The following is a 17,536-nucleotide window of genomic DNA, read 5'->3' as shown; positions in this document are numbered from 1 at the left end:
GTTCACCCTAATTATAAATAAATTCCCAATTATTTCTATAATATCCCTACAATAGCTAACAAAATTATACTAAAGTATAATACTCGTACTATTTTCGTAGTGATACAGTTAAAATAGTAGGTTTTTCTACTAAAAGTATAATAAGGGGGGAATTATATTGATGACAACGAAGCCACTTGCTATTATTCTTTCGTTTGCATTGTTGTTTCAACCAATGATAGCGAGCTGGTCAGTAGGGAATAACTATTTTTCACAACAAAGTAGTAGTGAGGTAGTTCGGACAGGTGACATGTCTTCAACTGATGAGATTACATACGAACTTGGAGGTGAGTATGAAGACTTATTTGATGCAGAAGCTACATTAAGAATGCTTCAAGATGAATCGAATAAGAACGGTGAAGGGAACGAAGAGGATGTAGGAGAATTAAATGGTGACGTAGACTCGGACGGAGAGTCAGAAAAACTAGATGAAGAATCATTAGATGTTGATAATGAAACGAAGAAAGAGAATGATGAAAAAGAAGAAAACTCAAATTCTGACGACGATCAACAGAGGGAAGAGGAACAAGAATCATCCTCTGATGTGACTTTGCAATCCACTGAAACTACTGATCCCGTTAAAATGCAGACGGTAAAAGCTAGTGTAGGTACGGATGGGAGACAAGGAAGAGACAGAGCAGGTAGTCCTTCGATTGATGGTAGCGGTAGATATGTGGCGTTTAGTACTTCAAGTAGTTTAGAAGATGGGATCACTAGCCAAGGTGATAAAATTTACGTTCGTGACCTTCACGATGGGACGACAGAGTTAATCAGTAAAAACGATGATGGTAGTGCTGTTTCTGGTAATCAGCATATGATTAGTCCTGATGGTCGTTACGTTGTCTATCGATCGAACGCATTCTTTTCCGGTGCGATACAGCATGTATTTTTATACGATCGCGAAACGGGAGAAAGGGAATTTATAAGTGGAACGTCTCCAGATGAAAATGGGGAACGACAATTAAGTTCTGCTAACACTTTTAACCCTAGTGTTAGTGAAAATGGGGAATTTATTGTATTTGAATCAACTGGTAACAATTTAGTTGGTGATGGTGGCAATAGTGCCCGCAACATTTTCATATGGGACAGATCAAATGAAGAAATGGCTAGAATAGAAATTGATCACGCCAGTAATCAAAGTGCTAATCCAAAAATTAGTTCAGACGGTAATTTTATTGTTTTCGAATCTAGTAATGCGGATTTAACAGAGGATAAAGAAGGAGATAACAGTGATATATTCCTCTATAATCGTAACGAATCTACCATTGAACGAATTACTAGATCGTTAGATGGTGGGGAACCGAATGGTAATAGTAGGAGTCCTGATATTAGTCGAGATGGTAGTTATATCGTCTTTGGATCAACAGCTACGGATCTTGTAGACATGGAAACTAGTGGTGATCAAATTTATCGTTATCATGATGGTGAATTTGAAATAGTTAGTATTGCTGCACACGGGAGGTCTGGAGGAGATAATACTAGTTTAAGCCCGGCTATAAGTGGAGATGGGAAACATGTTAGTTTTCGATCAGGATCTCGTATATTAGATCCAAATGTTAGGGCTAATGGTTTTTACAATGTTTATGTCCGTGACATGGAAAAAGGGCAAACGCAGCTTATTCAATACAATAACGAAGGGGAATTGTTTGATGATAGTCAAACCTCTCCGACAATAGATGATAGTGGGACAGTTGTTGCTTTTACTTCTTGGACATATAAAGAAACAAACATCGTTCCTTATGATACGAATCGTGTACAAGACGTCTATGTAACCTTCGTTGGGGATAGCTATACAGCACCTTCACACAGCTGGGATGGTGATTTGGAATTTGTTCCAGGTGGAAATGAGGCTCAATTAATATGGGAATCTCAAGAAGGTTTTATCCATTATTATATTTTTCAGGACGGAGAATTAGTAGATTATGTCCATGGTGCTGAAAATGAATATGTGGCAACTGGATTAAAGCAACGGGAAGAATATGAATTTACTGTTCAAGGAATGGATCGATATGGGAACTTGACATCAGATGGTCCTACGGAATCAGTGACAACTGTGGACGTAGTAGCTCCTCAAATCTCTTATATTGCTTATGATCGCGGAATTCTTCTTCAGTGGGATCAGCCATCAAATGGTCAAGCTAGAGGGTGGACACTTTATCGTGATGGAGAAGATATAGGTGGGTCAAATAGTGTTTGGAGAGAATATTTCTCTGATAGCGATTTAGAGCCTGATACTGAGTATCACTACGAACTAAAATCTAGAGATTGGCATGGGGAGGATATCAACCCAGCATCCATCCACATATCAACAACTGCTGCAGGAGAAGGATTTACGACGGAACTTATTTCTCAAAATACAAGTGGGGAAGCTTTAGGTGGATCAAACCCAGCGATGACAGATGATGGAAGTGTTGTTGCTTTTGCATCAAGGTCCGATGAATTTTTAGAAGGAGATAGCAATGACAAATGGGATGTTTTTGTGCGTGACGGAGATGCCATTGAATTAATAAGTATTGCTAATGATGGATCTCAAGGAGACGGTGACAGTGATTCTCCTAGTATTAGTGCTGATGGATCTTTAGTTGCCTTCAGGTCTAATTCCATTAATTTCCATAACGATGATAGTGTAGATTTTCCTGTACACCAAATTTACATTTATTCAAGAACCGCAAATCAATTAGAGCTTATCACACAAGGGATAGATGGAAACATAGGGGATAGAGCTAGCTTCGAACCAGTTATCAGTGGTAATGGACGATTTGTTGTCTTTCAGTCTACTGCAAATAACCTTATTGAGGATGATACAAGAGGTTATCGAGATATTTTTATTTATGATCGTGAGACCCGGGAAATAGAATGGGTAAATAGACCGTATGGAGATGCTACACCTGAACTAACTGACGCGGAAAATCATGCCGTTAGTTATGATGGGAGTTATGTTGTCTTTGAAACCCGTGCAAAGAACTTAATCGAAGGAGGCGCTTCTGGTAACAGCAATGTCAGACATATTTATTTATGGGAAAGAGAAACAGGAGAAATTACTCAAGTAAGTAAATTGCCAGATGGTAGAGAACTTACTAGTGAGCTTGGTGTAAGAATAAGTAATAATGATCCAGACATATCAGATGATGGTAGATATGTTGTTTTCCATACGTACAGTCATCTTCCTGTAAGAGAAACGAGTAATACACGAAGTATTCAACGATGGGACAGGGAAACTGGTGAACTTGAAACAGTAAGCTATAGGTCCTATGGAAATGACGATCTTCTATATTCTATTGCTAATATTCCAAATGAACCGAAAATAAGTGGGGACGGTAGATTTGTCCTATTTAGAACTGCTGATAACTTTATCACACCTGTATCCCCATCACATAGCTCTGATATCCTGTATGTAAGAGATATGGACACAGGAAGAATTTGGATGACATCAGTCTCATCTGAAGGTGTTCCGAATGTTGTAGGATCACTTGATGACTATAGAATTAGCCGAGACGGAAGCTATATTACTTATTCAAGTACAGATAGAGATTTAATTGATGATCGAGATGATATAACTGGCAGAAATATTTATCGTACGTTCATCGAACATGTCCTCGAACCACCAACATGGCCAGAGGATGCGGAGATCACGGTGACTCAACAGGGGCAAACCTTCGTAGCTTTATCGTGGGACCAAGCGAATGGTACTGTTGCAGAATATCAGGTTCGGATAAACGGTGACCTTATTGGAGAAACCACCTCTACTAACTATACTGTGACTAATCTAGAACCTGGCACGGAATATACCTTTACGGTGGAAGCAACAGGACTTGGAGAAACAACACCACCACTATCGGTTACAGCTTCAACAATTGAAGGTGTACCAGGTGAAGCAGGACTTATCGTAACACCTGAAGCAGGAGGAATTGCCCAGCTTTCATGGGATCCAGCCCCACAAGAATTAGGTGTCATTGGCTATCAAATCCAACGACGAGTTCTTGGTGAAGACGCTTGGGAAAATAGAAGCGAAGTTGCTGGCTATGATGCGGTGACAGCAGAGGACACTGGATTACTTGGTGATACAGCTTACGAATATCGTGTACTACAGTTGTTTGATGTTGACGATCCTGTTATTCATACAAGTGTTATTGAAGTGGAAACACCACCGTTGTATTTAGAAGAATTTTATTGGAACATTTTTGATCAGCCAAGAGTGAATCGTCTTGCTCCAGAAGGTGACTTGAATTTTGTCGTAACAGGCGAACCGAATCGGCAAGTATCGGTTGAGGTAACTTATGACTCTTGGTATGGAAATAACCGTAACGGTGGGGAATTACTAGATGAACCAGAAGAAGGAACTAGAAGAGTTCAGCTTACTGAAAGTAGCTCTCAGCCTGGTCTATATGAAGGTACTTTTTCCATGCCAAAGGGTGCTGCATATTTAACAGGGCTTGAAGCTCTTCTCACAGACAGCGCCACTACCTTAACATATGAAGCTGGGGGCTTCCCAATAGAAATTTTAGGACATCTTACAGTGGATGTTCAATTACAAGATGATATTGACATTAGTGATCTCCCTGATACCATTCGTATTCGAGCTTGGAGTGACAGTAGGCAGGATGGAGCTTCCTTAGAAATTGATCATCATGGAACTTTTGTACTGGAAAACCTTCCACAAGCAGATGATTATGTGGTTAGACTTCAAGCAACATCTGGCGCTGATCTTGCAGAGGTACAATCTGGAGTCCAAGTACACGGCGGACTAACTAACCCCGTTGATGATGACTCAGTACTTTTAGAGTATAGAGGACCATCAGATAAATGGGTAGTCGTCACACTCCCTGGAGGTGTACACGGAGATGCAGAGCTAGAAATACCAGATGACTTTACCATTACAGTAAGAGATGCGGATACGAATAGACTCCTTACGAGACAAAAGGCAGCACTTGGAGAAGAAGTTCACATATACTCCTCCGAAGCATCGAATCATCACTTAAATGCAGAAGAGCTCGAAATTACTGTATCAGCACCATGGCCAGGCCAAAGTAACGGTGTAAAAACAGTAGAAGTTCAACCAGGAGAGCACCTGATTGAAGTAGAAATGCCAGAGTCTGACGGAATAATAACCGTCTATGGAACCATTACAAATAGTGACGGAGAACCAGTAGAAGGCGTTGAAGTTAGCGCCACACACCCACGAACAGGATTCCGAACATCTTTTAACTCTCGAGTAAAAACAACAGAGGACGGAACCTACGCCTTACCTGTCCTACCTGGTAAAACGACGATCTCAGCAGCTATTGAATACAACGCAAACCACCGAGGACTTAGCGAAGAAATCGTCAAAGAAATCGAACCAGGAGATGATATCGAACTAAACTTATCAATAGAAGATAGACGCCGATACGTCATGGGCATCGACGAAATCAAATACGTCGTAGGAGGAATGGAACAAGGCCTTATGAACCTAGGAGGAAGCGAAGCAGAAGGCTTTAGCTTTACCATCTCAGGGGAAGACATTTCAACCCTTCGAGCATCTAGGAGTAACGGAGGATATCCGATCGAATCTTGGCTTACAGAAGGGACTGAACTCTCGTTCTGTATTGACGGCTCTCCATTAGGACTTCCAGAACAATGCCAGGACATTACTCTCGGAGAAAACCATCAAGTAGGAGGAGAATTCTACTATGATGAATCCTACTTAGCAGGATCAATCTTCGGTCAACTGGTCCTACCAGACGGTTCGCATTGGAATTCTAGAGACAGAAATACTACTAGCCCAACGTTAAATGTATATGATGAAAGTGGGTCAAGAGTTTTAAGGACGGCAGGGGCTAGTGCAGAAAATGTAAATGCTAATGTGCCAGAAGCAGGGGAGTACCGTCTTCAATTTAATGGACGCCATGATGGGACGGAATATTTTGCAGATGTTACTGTAAATGTAGAGGAAGGTTCTTCTGTTACTATTGGGAATATTGAAATGCAACCAGGAGGTCGCTTCGGTTTTAGAAACGGAAATACACTCACTGGAGATCCTGAAGAGGTTATGCCAGGGAACAATGCAATCGTTCGTGCTACGTATGACAATACACGTCCAGGTACCGTTACAGATACAGAAATGAGGTTTGAGCTTCCTCAAGGAATGAATTTTGTTAGTGGTACGCTTGTTCATAACGGTGATGTAGTTAATCCAACTGAGGTTACTTCTGACCATATTATTGTGGCCATTGGGGACGTAGCGAGAAATGAATATGGATCTATCCGTTTCCAGATCTCTGTGAATGATGAGGTGGATAGTCGAGATACACAAGTCCGTTCCACTATCCAATTTACAGATGTAAATGATGAACGAGAAGAGTGGATTGGGAATGTAGAATTTCTTGTTGGTGGCGTATCTTTAACGATGCAGGAAACGATACATGATAGATCACAGCGTGTTCATGGCCGGGCACCAGGAAATAGTACCATACGGGTATATGCTGATTCCGTTCTTGTTGGGGAAACAATGTCTGCACCAAATGGATTTTGGCAGGTGGATGTAGATCTCCCAGAAAGAGGCTCCCCATACTGGTATACGTTAAATGCTACTGCAACAAATGGTGAGGAAAGCTACTCTTCACCAAATACAAATGTTTTATTCCATCCAGATAGTCCGAGGTTAGTTTCCGTGTCCATGAGGCAGGGAGATACACAAGAGGACATCAATAATTTAGCCCCAATCGCAATGGGGAACATTAACCGGTTTTTACCTGCTACATCTGATTGGGTAACCTTCTCAACAGAAGGAAGTGTTGCACGTTTCCCAAGAACGATGCTTGCAGGGTTACCATTTGAGTTTGAATTAAATTTCAGTGACCCAGATCGTGTATCCAATGTACACGTCTATGTAGAAGGGCCTGCAGGAGGTAATGCACCAGCAGAGCAGGACGAAGACGGTGTATGGCGTTCGAGAATTGAAACAGATCGTGCGGCGAGCTGGAGACTTGGAAAAATTTATGTGAGCTACGATACGGACGAAATGTCTGTCCCTCGAGATGCTCAGTCTGCTTCATGGGGTGATGATGCTCTAGCACTCATTGATGATCCAATTGACTTCAATGATGATTTCTGGGGTTGGGGTGATCACTTTGTACCTGAAGTAGAACCAACAGAAGAGGACTTTGCTGATCCAGAGGACGAGGAATTATCAACGATGATGATTCCACCAACAAGTCCAAATGTTGGAGGAAACGATCCACCAAGAGGGCGTTATGTTATTCAAGAACCTCTTCATCTTGGCAGAAGTGGGATGGATGGTTGGCTAAGTGTAACCCTTGAACCAGGTCATAGTAGTCCAGAGGGTGGTATTTGGTTTGACGGAGGTATTGGAATGGTCGGATCTGGATCTTCAGGACCTTCCATGAGCTGGGGGAACGTAAGTATTCGTCAACCGAATTCACGATCACTAACTATTACGGTAACAGGTCATATTCCAATTGAAGATTTCTTAGAACAAGATCGAAATCCTATTCCACCTGTTTGGCGTGAGGATGCAGCGTTAGCAGTTTCGAGTATGGACTCCAATAACGGAAACCTTGTATTAAACTGGCATCCAGCCGAAGACAGCTTGTGGATTGATCAATATCGAATCTATGAGATCGATGATGATGGTGGAAGACATATGGTAACAGAAGTCTTTGGAGATAATGGAGAAACAGAGCTTACAAACCTAAATGATGGAGAGTTATATACGTTCCAGGTAGCGGCTTCTGATCCTCACGGCAATTGGAGCTACGGCCCAGAACTAGAAGTAACTGTTGGTGATCTCCAAGCCGTAATAGACGGTGATGAGCTAGATTCCTTTATGGCACTGCAAGAAGAACTAGTAGAGGAAGAATGGAAGCAAGTTCTTCGAATGGCTAACAGTTCATCCGGTGACAACAGGGTTCGCCAAACGACAAGAGTCGGCCTTAAAGTAATGGACGGTTTAGGGTATTTGGATGTAGCATTGGCAGCATGGGAAATGGATCGAGATATGGATGCTCTAAGCGAAATTATTGACAATTTCCCTGAATGTGCAGGTCCTGTTCCACCAGACTTAATGAATGCTATAGACAGAGCAACTCTAGCATCTGTTGGTAACTCTGCTTTACCTGTTGTGTTTGCTACTGCAGGAGCTTTGGCCCCAACTGGAATAGGTCTAATTGGATCAGTAGCACTTGTGGCTACTGGAACCGCATCCGCATTAGCAGCTAATGCAGCGAAAAATAGAGCTTTTGATAGAGTAGATGAGTTATTGCAAGAAGCTTTAGAGGATGCTGCAGAAGAATGCGAAGAAGATCCAGAAGGTCCACCTGGATCAGATAATGGTGATAATGATTCTGATTCTGACAGTGAAGATGGAGATACTCCTTCTACTGATCCAAATGGACGTCCATTGAATCCAGGTGCAAGACCAATTGCAAATCCAGCTTGGAAAATCGACCCAAGTGGATTTGTATATGAAGTGGATGAAGATAATCGACTTCAAGGTGTAACAGCAACCGTACTCTACAGCGAAACAGAAAACGGACCGTACGAAGTCTGGGACGCTGAATGGTGGGGCGAGCAGAACCCACAAACGACCGACGCAGTTGGTTGGTACGGATGGGACGTTCCAGAAGGCTGGTGGCGTGTCGTTTATGAAAAAGACGGATACGAAACAACTTACAGTGAGGATGTATATGGCCCAATTCAAGTACCACCACCGCACTTTGAAGTGAACATTCCAATGCGTTCAATACTTCCACCAGAAGTGGAAGAAGTGGAAGTTATTGATGCTGATGGAACGATTGCCATTGCATTCAACCGTCACGTACGAAATGTAACGGTAAGTGAAAATACAGTACAGCTCCTAACAACAGGGGATGAAGTGGAGGAAGTAGCTGGAGAAATCGTCTATATTGATTCAGTGGCAAATCCTCATACCGATTCTAATGAAAAGGACCTTTCACAAGTAATCCATTTCGTACCTGATGAAGCGTTGACGGTGGAAGAAGAATATGAATTGGTCGTTCGTGATTTAATTGAATCATATTCGAATGTTCCGTTAACGGAAGAGGAAGTATTTAGCATCGTAGTAACTGAAATGGAGGAGGAAATTGAACTTGTTTCCATTGAACTCTCACCTACAGAGGTAGAGTTAGAGATTGGTGAAACGGAAAGTCTCACCGTTACTGCACACTATAGCGATGACAGTACAGATGATAAAACAGAGGAAGCGACTTGGAGTAGTTCTGACGAAGGTGTTGCGACTGTGAATGAAAATGGAGTAGTTACTGGCGTAAGTGAAGGTACAGCGGTCATTACTTTCACCTTCGAAGGTGAAAGTGCCGAAGCAACAGTTACAGTGAAGAAAGAAGAAGAGGATCCAACTCCTCCAGATCCAGGAGAACCAGAGTTGACGTCCGTTCAGCTGTCTCCATCAGAAGTAGCGTTAGAGGTTGGTAAAACGGAAAGTCTCACTGTCACTGCACACTATAACGATGACAGTACAGAGGATAAAACAGAGGAAGCAACTTGGAGTAGTTCTGATGAAAGTGTTGTCATTGTAAATGAAAATGGTATTGTTACTGCAATCTCGGAAGGTACAGCGATCATAACTGCAACCTTCGAAGGGGAAACGGCCGAAGCTACAGTGACAGTGAAGAAAGAAGAAGAGGAACCATCACCTCCTGATCCGGGAGAACCAGGAGAACCTGGAGATGGTGACGATCCTCCATCTGACATTCGATTGTTCATCATGAATGGAGAGGAAGTGGAAGTAGCAGGTGGAGAGAAGGTAACTATTAAAGGAACAGATTCCTATATTGTTTTCCCAGAGGATCTACCAGAAGGTTCTACTCTCACATTAGAAGAAGTGTCAGAGGAAGAATTAGATCAACTTCTCGAAGGAACTGTCTATGAAATAGCTGGTGCAATGTACCGATTTACCTTTGATAATCCAAATGAAACAGCGTTTGGTGATAGCTTCACACTGGCATTTAGCTATGACACAAGGGAGTATGAAAAAGAGGACGTTCATATGTACCACTATGATGACGCTACGGAACAATGGACGCTTCTTGACAACAGTGAAGTGGACGAAGCTGAAGGAATTGTTTCCGTAAAGGTTAATAGCTTCTCCATTTACGGTGTTTTAGCTGAAAGAAAAGTAGAGGGAGTGCCAAAAGCACCAGAAGATGTAGAGGATGAAGAGAAAGATCCAGACAAGGATAAAGATTCTACTGATCCAAAGGATGATGACAAAAGTAAGGAAGATGATGGAGTATCTGATGAGGATTCCTCTAAAGACGATGAAAAGGCTGGAGATGGAGACACCGTCCCTGATACAGCAACAAACATGTATAACATGTTAATCATCGGTCTCATTTTCCTAGCGATTGGAACAGGAGTAGTCCTAGTTGGTAGAAGAAGAAAAGGAGTAGAAGAAGAATAATTGATTGTTAGATTTTTTGGATGCCTCTGGAAGAGATACACTTCTAGAGGCATCTTTTAAAGTTTAATTGACTTAATTATTCAAATAAATCGCCCATTTTCCCTGCAAATATGGAAGGGAATGTTTTATAATTAATTGTACGAATGAAAATTTGTTTAAAAATAGGATCAGGATTGACCTTTTCACCCTATGCTAATTTTTAGAGTAAATGCTTGCAAATGAATCAAATACGTCGTTCGCCCAAAAGAGGTGATGCTATGATCGTCATCACAGAAAATAAAATATGTATGAATAAAAGAAAATATAGATCGAAAAAAGCTCCTTCCTACACTAACTTCCTAATCACCATAACAATCCAAGGAGCTTCCAAAAAAATCAAGAGTACTACCCAAGAAAACGTGAGCATCATTTATTCATTATTTAGAACACAACTTATTCCATTGTTACATGGATGAGTTGTGTTTTTTGTTGTGCAATCAGTCAACCATTTGATAGGTATAAAATCGAAACTTTTATACCAAAATGGAAACTATGAAGTTAAAAGTCTATAAATGATCAAATTCAAGTTTTAAAGAATAGTGAGAAAATAGAGGGGAGTGATAATAATGAGTGAATCAGTTATAACGGTAAAGAAACAATGGCACATTACAACTAAAACATTCATTATCTTTATTTGCTGTTTAAGCTTTACAGATGCACTGTTCACTGACATAGGCATTCGCCTTCACATCGTTGAGGAGTGGAATCCTTTCGCCAATATACTTTACGAAAAGAACACTCTCATCTTCTATTCATATAAAACGTTATTGCCTTTGCTACTCTTAGCCCTATACCCCTTCCTCCAGTCATCTACGAAATTAATCGATAAGCTTATAGTGACTACCTTTTCCATTTATTTTTTCGTCAATATGTATCATTTAGTATGGATCGGTTGGTTTTTAATCTAGTCCCGTTTAATATATAACATATAGTAGAAAATATAAGTGTGACAGCTAGCTGACAAGGAGGACGCCCCATGACACATAATAATAACCTACGAACTATCACATTCGGCATGGGCTGATTCTGGGGACCAGATGCCCAGTTCGGACATCTACCTGGAATTATTCGAACTCGAGTAGGATACGGAGGCGGAACGACGGAAAACCCAACATACCGCAACATGGGCGACCATTCTGAAATACTCCAATTAGACTACGACTCAACGAAAATCACTTACAGGGAGCTCATCCATCGATTTTGGGAAAGCCATAATCCTAGACGAAGCCCCTATAGAGGTCGCCAATATATGTCCATTCTTTTTTACAATAGCGATGAAGAAAAAGAACTTGCCCTTTTGGGAAAAAATGAATGGTCACAGCGCCTGAACGGTGAGATTGAAACGGAACTCGTTCCCTATACGACGTTCTATTTCGCGGAGGATAAACATCAGAAATACTACTTAAAACGGTTTAAAAAAGCCACAGAGATTCTACGCAGCTATTATCCAACTCATGAGGATTTCGTTCATTCAACATTAGTAGCCAGACTTAACGGATTTGCAAAAGGCTACGGGACGTTAGCTACATTAAAGAAGGAAATAAAAGAGGAATGGAAGCTTGATGAGGAAGAAACGGATAATATACTCCGTCTGTTAAAAGAGATAAAGTGGTAGATTTAGATAGCAATTAGAATTATTCTTTAATAGGAAGTGGTGCTGATGGAAGAACGTGAACGTGAACGTGATCATTACAGCGTAGCTACCTTTGCTGGAGGCCCTTTTATATTTTTAGTGCCACCCTTTGAAAGGGTAAATGGAGTAAGGAAAATAACCTGTGGTTATACGGGTGGCTATAAAAATAATCCAACACATAAAGAGGTCCTTTTAGGTTATGGAGGTCATTTTCAAGCAATCCAAATTACTTATGATCCAATCGTTTCATCGTTCAATAATTTGTTAAATATTTTCTGGAAACAAATTGATCCAACGGACTTCGGAGGACAATTTCATAATCGTGGGGACGCTTATGGAACTGCTATTTTTTATCATTGTGAAAAACAGAAGCTTGAGGCTGAAAAATCAAAGTTTGCATTAGCACAAAGTAACCAATTTTCCTCAGAAATTGTAACGGAAATTTTACCTGCAGCAACGTTCAATGCTGCAAAGGAGTTCCATCAAAGTTTTCACAAAAAGCATCCCTTCCGATTTAAAATAAAAGAAGAAAGATCAGGAAGACGAGAGGGATTAAGAGAATTGTGGCTTGACCCTAGAGAGGATGCCCGTTTAAAAAAGAGTTTATCTCCATTGCAATACGACGTGACTCAAAAAAATAAGACCGAACCTCCATACGAAAATCCTTATTGGGATAATAAAAAAGAGGGTATTTATGTTGATATTATAACGGGAGTGCCATTGTTCACATCACTAGCACAATATGATGCAGGTTGTGGTTGGCCAAGCTTTACAACGGCGTTGCATGACGAAAATATTGTAAAGGAGCTAGATGTGTCTCGCGATATGACAAGAATTGAGGTCCGAAGTAAAGAAGGGGACTCCCATCTAGGGCACGTTTTTGAAGATGGCCCAAAAGAAGAGGGAGGCCTTCGATACTGCATTAATTCTGCTGCCCTTCGCTTCATTCCGAAAGAGGATTTGGTGAATGAAGGGTATAAGGAGTATGTGCGTATGTTTAGTAAATGATGGAATAGAGGATGTAGTTTTAGGGAAATTGATTTATATTTACTAATGAATGGGATGTCCTCCATCATCTCCATCTTCTTCCTCGATCGTTGCATCAATAGCCAAATTGTAGGCGTCCATTAGATTTTCAATTTCATCTTCTGTGGCTGAAACGAGAGATTGCTTCCCTTCTTTTCCCTCAACTCGCATGACAAGTGTTTCATCTCCGGAAGTAATCATTGCGTATGAATGATCTTCCATATCAAACATGGCATCAACTTGAAAGACCTTTTCGTTTCCTTCATCATCCTCAACTGTAATGTATTCATTATCTGACAATTTCTTTTCCCCCTTTTGCAGCTAATTGCTTGAATTAGAATCTTACTTCTAAATTTCCCAAATATGTAGAACTTTATAGCTTAAAATATTTTACAGATAGGATTGTTTGCAAACTTGCATAAAGAGGGTTTCAAAGTCTGATGCTCATAGAATGTCGAGTATGAATCATAGAAACCACAAACAAGCTCATAGGGGTCTCAAAATAGCTCAATAGAAAGCACAAATCGGCTCATAGAACACCCGAACTGCTCATACATATTTCCCCAAACACAAATTCCATTAATTTAAATAAATTATAATGAAAAAACTACGGCAAATTTCTCCGTAGTTTTTCCAATAGACTATTTAAAAATACAACACTTTAATTTGCTGGCACTTCGTACACTTTTTATAGTAATTGTTTTCTTCATATTGGTGATCACATTTATCTTGTATATTCTTTAGGTGATTTTCTAAGCTATTAATTTCTTCATGTAAATACCCAATCACCTTTTTGATTTCTTGGACATCCTTCATGATCAACCCTCCCAAGACACTTATTTATCGATAAATGTTGCTACCAGCTTCTTTGAATTCCTCAGATTTTTCTTCCATCCCTTTTTTGATTGCCTCTTCTGTATCCAGGTTATTTTCTTTCGCATACGTACGAATGTCTTGAGAAATACGCATACTGCAAAACTTAGGTCCACACATAGAGCAGAAGTGGGATGTTTTTGCCCCTTCAGCTGGAAGTGTTTCATCATGATATTCAACAGCACGTTCAGGATCTAGAGATAAATTAAATTGGTCTCTCCAACGGAACTCGAAACGAGCTTTTGATAATGCATCGTCACGCTTTTGGGCACCAGGATGTCCCTTCGCTAAATCAGCTGCATGGGCAGCTATCTTATAGGTGATTACTCCTTCTCGAACATCATCCCGATTTGGTAATCCTAAATGTTCTTTTGGGGTTACGTAGCATAGCATTGCAGTTCCAAACCACCCGATCATGGCAGCGCCAATAGCAGAAGTGATATGGTCATATCCAGGAGCAATGTCTGTTGTTAATGGTCCTAACGTATAGAAAGGAGCTTCATGACACATCTCAAGCTGTTTATCCATGTTTTCTTTAATGAGATGCATAGGTACGTGACCAGGTCCTTCTACCATTACTTGTACATCGTGCTCCCATGCAATTTTCGTTAATTCTCCTAATGTTTCTAGCTCCGCAAACTGTGCTTCATCATTAGCGTCTGCAATAGATCCTGGACGTAGACCGTCTCCAAGAGAAAAAGCAATGTCGTATGTTTTCATAATTTCACAAATATCTTCAAAATGTGTATATAAGAAGTTTTCTTTATGATGAAATAAGCACCATTGTGCCATGATTGATCCACCACGAGAGACAATTCCAGTAAGACGCTTAGCTGTTAATGGTACATAGCGTAAAAGAACACCAGCATGAATAGTGAAGTAGTCTACTCCTTGCTCAGCCTGTTCAATTAAAGTATCTCGATACACTTCCCATGTGAGATCCTCCGCCACTCCATTTACTTTTTCTAGTGCCTGATAAATAGGAACAGTGCCTACTGGAACAGGTGAGTTTCGAATAATCCACTCACGGGTTGTATGAATGTTTTTACCAGTGGAAAGGTCCATGATCGTATCAGCACCCCAACGAGTAGCCCATGTCATTTTTTCTACTTCTTCAACAATGGAAGAAGAAACTGCAGAATTCCCAATATTCGCATTAATTTTTACATGGAAATTTCGTCCGATAATCATCGGCTCTGTTTCAGGGTGATTTATATTCGATGGAATAATGGCACGTCCTTTGGCAATTTCATCCCGTACAAACTCTGGGGACAAATTTTCCCGAAGCGCGATAAATTCCATTTCTGGTGTAATAATTCCTTTTTTTGCATAATGTAGCTGGGTTACATTTTTCCCTTTTTTAGCTCTGACAGGCTTTCGATCTAGTCCGGTAAAAACCTGGTGGTTGGTCCTTGGATCATTTTCATCTTTATATCCATTGTCCTCTGGTTTTATATGGCGGCCTTCATACTCCTCTACGTCTCCTCGTTCATGAATCCATTGACTGCGAAGGGCAGGTAGTCCCTTTTGTACATCAACTTTGTAATTTGGGTCTGTGTACGGTCCACTCGTATCATACACACGAACAGGTTCATTTTCTTCTTCACCAAAGGTACCAGTAGTAGGACTTAAACAAATTTCACGCATGGGTACTTGAATGTCTGGACGCGACCCAGTAACATAAACCTTTCTACTACCATCAAAAGTTGACATAATTGACATGTTCTTTTCACTTACAGAGTTTGTTGACATAAAAAAATCTCTCCTTTTCGAATTGTTAGAAGGACGAGATCTCGTACATAATCAGCATAGAGGTTTTACAAATAAAAAAAAGCCGGATTCCCTAGTAGGGTGGACCCGGCTTATGTTTAGAAGTAACGTCAATAAGATACGCTGTTTAACTTCCCCACGCTGGTATGAACCAGATCAGGTCCCGAGGGTTAAAAAAGCTTCTGCGTGCCTTTTCTCTCAGCCCAACTCATTGGACACCCCTAGTTAGTGCTATTCAATTGGTTATTATTGTATATGAATTCATGGAATAATAAAAGGGTTTTTTACGAAATTTTATAGATTTTTACAAGGATTAAATGTAAAGGCTTGTGGTACAATCAATCAGAAATGAAGAAAAACCTTTTAAAAACCTTTCTGGATAGCCTGAAAATAGACTGGTTCAGCAGTGAATGGAGACTTTCGTTCTAGAAGCCCAAATTAGGAAGCGTACTCTCTTTTCTATATCACTTTTTTCCTTCCAAAATACAATGTGGTAAGAGCATAGTATTGTAGGAAGGGGAGTTCACAATGGGGACAGAGGAATTCAAGGAGTTAATGAATGAAATTATCCATCGAGGTGAAGAGGAGCCAAACATGGATCCGGAACAAATGCTTGAAATTATTGAAGCTCGTCTTGTGGAGAAATATAACAGGTCTTAATAATAAATTATTTTAATGACAATTTGCTATCTTTCTTTCGTTCTTAAGCAATTTCTATTACTATAATAGGGGAGTATTTTGTCGAGGAGTGTATAAAATTGGATAAAAAAGTTAAAAGAGCTTATGAAATCCTAGATGTTCCTGAAAGTGCATCAAGGGAAGAAATAGAAGAAAAATATTCGTTATGGCTACTTAGATTTAAGCATGAACAAGTAAAAGAAAGAAATATTTCAGAAATAAATAGGTCATATTCCACGATAAAAAATGAATTAGAAAGATTGGACAACCTAGAAAGATTTAAAATTAATCCTGATAAAAGTCCATTTAGGAAAAAAGTTGATCACATTATCTATTATTATAAATTTCATATTATTGCAGCTATTTTTATTATAGGTGTAGGAACCTATTTAATGATAAATTGGATGGATGCTCAACAAGAAAGAGCTCAATTAGAAAGCTTACCGGAACCAGAGCTTGGTGTGATGATATATGGCCCATCTCGTACAGCTGAAACAGATTTGCTAGAAGATAGAATTTCATCTCTCTTCCCAGAATGGGAACGAGTAGCTGTTGAGTTTAACTTTGCTCCATTAGAAATTCATTCGGAATTTGACTTAGGAGAACAGCAGAGCAGTATCATTGCTCTCATGTATGATGAATCAGATTTGTTTATCAGTGACACAGAGCATTATTACACCCTGTTAGAACTAGAATTTTTTCAACCATTAACGGATATGGAAGAAGAATTAGAGGAAATGTTTGGTGCAGAAAATCTCCTTTATGACACGTTAGAACGAAGTACGGAGGAAGAACTTTATGGAATTGACTTAACAGGTCACCCTATTTTTGATGACCTTGAATTAGTTCCAGATATAAATCACATTGCTGCGATCCCTGTGAGAATAGATAATAAAGAAAATATCTTTGCTTTTTTTGAAAAATTAGCTGAATAGAATAACTAACAAACTTGGACAAGCTAGATGATTTATTTCTAGCTTGTTTTTATATAAAGATAAGCAGTGAATCTCTAAGTTTTTCTAACGTTGTCTAGCTCCAGA

At 40.0% G+C, this 17,536-nt stretch carries 8 protein-coding genes, 1 pseudogene and 1 riboswitch; of the genes and pseudogenes, 6 read left to right on the top strand and 3 right to left on the bottom strand.

Annotated features, from left to right (window positions below; genetic code table 11):
- Positions 1 to 160: 160 nt before the first annotated feature.
- From QA612_RS04460 to msrB, 4 genes and pseudogenes are all read left to right on the top strand, one after another.
- Positions 161 to 10,477, top strand: coding sequence for a fibronectin type III domain-containing protein (locus QA612_RS04460; RefSeq protein ID WP_278282633.1), 10,317 nt, complete (start codon positions 161 to 163; stop codon positions 10,475 to 10,477).
- 605 nt (positions 10,478 to 11,082) lie between these two features.
- Positions 11,083 to 11,424 carry a DUF5658 family protein gene (locus QA612_RS04455; RefSeq protein ID WP_278282560.1) on the top strand — a complete coding sequence of 114 codons (342 nt, stop codon included), beginning with the start codon at positions 11,083 to 11,085 and terminating at the stop codon, positions 11,422 to 11,424.
- A gap of 128 nt (positions 11,425 to 11,552) precedes the next feature.
- A pseudogene (locus tag QA612_RS04450) lies at positions 11,553 to 12,131 on the top strand (peptide-methionine (S)-S-oxide reductase MsrA); the annotation flags it as partial.
- 45 nt (positions 12,132 to 12,176) lie between these two features.
- Complete coding sequence (msrB, locus tag QA612_RS04445) at positions 12,177 to 13,157, top strand: peptide-methionine (R)-S-oxide reductase MsrB (protein WP_278282559.1); 981 nt, start codon at positions 12,177 to 12,179, stop codon at positions 13,155 to 13,157.
- Between the two features lie 42 nt (positions 13,158 to 13,199).
- Here msrB and QA612_RS04440 read toward each other — a convergent pair whose 3' ends face one another.
- The 3 genes from QA612_RS04440 to thiC all read right to left on the bottom strand — a co-directional run bounded on the left by QA612_RS04440 (position 13,200) and on the right by thiC (position 15,800).
- Entirely contained in the window at positions 13,200 to 13,475 is a 276-nt protein-coding gene (locus tag QA612_RS04440) for a DUF1292 domain-containing protein (RefSeq protein ID WP_278282558.1), read from the bottom strand.
- A gap of 345 nt (positions 13,476 to 13,820) precedes the next feature.
- Positions 13,821 to 13,991 (bottom strand): serine protease, encoded by a 171-nt coding sequence (locus tag QA612_RS04435; protein ID WP_278282557.1) that lies wholly within the window; start codon positions 13,989 to 13,991, stop codon positions 13,821 to 13,823.
- Between the two features lie 24 nt (positions 13,992 to 14,015).
- Positions 14,016 to 15,800: a phosphomethylpyrimidine synthase ThiC gene (thiC, locus tag QA612_RS04430; protein ID WP_278282556.1), complete on the bottom strand. Its 1,785-nt coding sequence runs from the start codon at positions 15,798 to 15,800 to the stop codon at positions 14,016 to 14,018.
- 134 nt (positions 15,801 to 15,934) lie between these two features.
- A riboswitch (TPP riboswitch) is annotated at positions 15,935 to 16,051 on the bottom strand.
- Positions 16,052 to 16,346: 295 nt separating this feature from the next.
- On the opposite strand from thiC, the gene QA612_RS04425 reads away from it, so the two are divergent.
- Both QA612_RS04425 and QA612_RS04420 read left to right on the top strand, forming a co-directional pair.
- The gene (locus QA612_RS04425; protein WP_278282555.1) at positions 16,347 to 16,478 is read left to right on the top strand and encodes a hypothetical protein; all 132 of its coding nucleotides are present in this window, start codon (positions 16,347 to 16,349) and stop codon (positions 16,476 to 16,478) included.
- A gap of 98 nt (positions 16,479 to 16,576) precedes the next feature.
- A complete protein-coding gene (locus QA612_RS04420) occupies positions 16,577 to 17,431 on the top strand; it encodes a J domain-containing protein (RefSeq protein ID WP_278282554.1) in 855 nt (284 codons plus the stop codon).
- Positions 17,432 to 17,536 lie beyond the last annotated feature (105 nt).

Origin of the sequence: Evansella sp. AB-P1, assembly GCF_029688925.1 — a bacterium.
Lineage (GTDB): Bacteria > Bacillota > Bacilli > Bacillales > Salisediminibacteriaceae > Evansella.
The sequence above is the reverse complement of the archived record's forward strand: the minus strand, read 5'-3'. Positions and strand labels throughout refer to the sequence as shown.

Coding starts and splice junctions, on each gene's coding strand:
- QA612_RS04460 (WP_278282633.1), top strand. CDS start 161: ATGACAACGAAGCCACTTGCTATTATTCTTTCGTTTGCATTGTTGTTT.
- QA612_RS04455 (WP_278282560.1), top strand. CDS start 11,083: ATGAGTGAATCAGTTATAACGGTAAAGAAACAATGGCACATTACAACT.
- msrB (WP_278282559.1), top strand. CDS start 12,177: ATGGAAGAACGTGAACGTGAACGTGATCATTACAGCGTAGCTACCTTT.
- QA612_RS04435 (WP_278282557.1), bottom strand. CDS start 13,991: ATGAAGGATGTCCAAGAAATCAAAAAGGTGATTGGGTATTTACATGAA.
- thiC (WP_278282556.1), bottom strand. CDS start 15,800: ATGTCAACAAACTCTGTAAGTGAAAAGAACATGTCAATTATGTCAACT.
- QA612_RS04425 (WP_278282555.1), top strand. CDS start 16,347: ATGGGGACAGAGGAATTCAAGGAGTTAATGAATGAAATTATCCATCGA.